This window comes from Photorhabdus namnaonensis, assembly GCF_001684335.1.
Taxonomy (GTDB): Bacteria; Pseudomonadota; Gammaproteobacteria; order Enterobacterales; family Enterobacteriaceae; genus Photorhabdus; species Photorhabdus namnaonensis.
The window spans coordinates 88,015-89,298 of the sequence record NZ_LOIC01000094.1; the positions used below are offsets into that span (position 1 = coordinate 88,015).

The 1,284-nt window shown below is 55.0% G+C and carries 1 protein-coding gene and 1 pseudogene; both read left to right on the forward strand.

Annotated elements, in window-relative coordinates:
* A partial coding sequence (locus tag Phpb_RS27125; protein WP_240492645.1) for an ATP-binding cassette domain-containing protein occupies window positions 1-657 on the forward strand: 657 nt, incomplete at its 5' end.
* Window positions 658-778: 121 nt separating this feature from the next.
* Window positions 779-1,284, forward strand: a pseudogene (locus tag Phpb_RS27130) (hemolysin secretion protein D); the annotation flags it as partial.

Genomic DNA, 1,284 nt, shown 5'->3' on the forward strand with positions numbered 1-1,284 from the left:
CTGGTCATTGGCGCGGGAGAAATCATTGGTGTAGTGGGCCGCTCCGGTTCCGGCAAAAGTACTCTGACCCGTTTGTTGCAGCGGCTCTATGTTCCAGAGCGCGGACGGGTCATGGTCGATGGCATGGACCTGGCATTGGCTGATGTGTCCTCGCTGCGCCGACAGATTGGCGTGGTGTTGCAGGACAATATGCTATTCAACCGCAGCATTCGTGAAAACATTGCCTTGAGCGATCCGGGTGCGCCGCTCGAAGTGGTCATGCACGCCGCCCGCATGGCTGGCGCCCATGAATTCATCCTTGAACTGCCCGAAGGTTACGACACCATTGTGGGTGAGCACGGCGCGTCACTTTCGGGCGGTCAGCGGCAACGGGTAGCCATTGCCCGAGCTTTGATCGGCAATCCTCGCATTTTGATTTTTGACGAGGCGACCAGTGCGCTGGACTACGAATCTGAACGGGTGGTGCAGCAGAACATGCAAAGCATTTGCAAGGGGCGTACGGTCATCATTATCGCTCATCGGTTGTCCGCTGTACGCGACGCGCATCGTATCCTTGTGATGGATCGCGGGCAGATCGTTGAACAGGGCGCCCACGCCGAGTTACTGGCGCGTCAGGACGGCCACTATTCACGACTGTATCGAATGCAGCAAGGCTGAAAGGTTTCCATTTCCAGAACGTACGATGAAAACGCTAATAACGTAATCAATGGTTAATAACACAATCAGAGGTAGATGTGACCAAGATAAACATACTCCGATTCAAGGAAAATAACGTCGAATGAGCGCCACCCTTTCCTTATTGCAGCGTTATCGTCACGCATGGCGTGAGTCTTGGCGCCAACGTAAAAACATGGACGTGTCGCCGCGACTTGCTCATGAATTACAGTTTTTACCGACGGCTTTGGAGTTGCAGGAAACACCTGTTCACCCAGCGCCGAGGATTTTCACCTGGGGCATTATGGGTTTCGCTGTATTGGCGTTGCTCTGGGCCTACATTGGTAAAATCGAGGTAGTGGCTATCGCTCCGGGAAAGGTTGTTCCCAATGGCAAGACCAAGTTGATTCAACCCAGTGAAACGGCGGTGGTCAGAGCGATCCACGTCAATGACGGTCAGACGGTGAAAGTTGGCGAATTGTTGGTCGAGCTCGACCCGACGGCGGCGAGCGCCGACGTCAGCCGGATTCAGAGCGAGCTGTTGGCTGCTCGTATCGACAGTGCGCGGAGTGCCGCCATGCTCGACGCGATCAATCAACAACAGTCGCCGGCTTCGCTGGTAGGAACGAT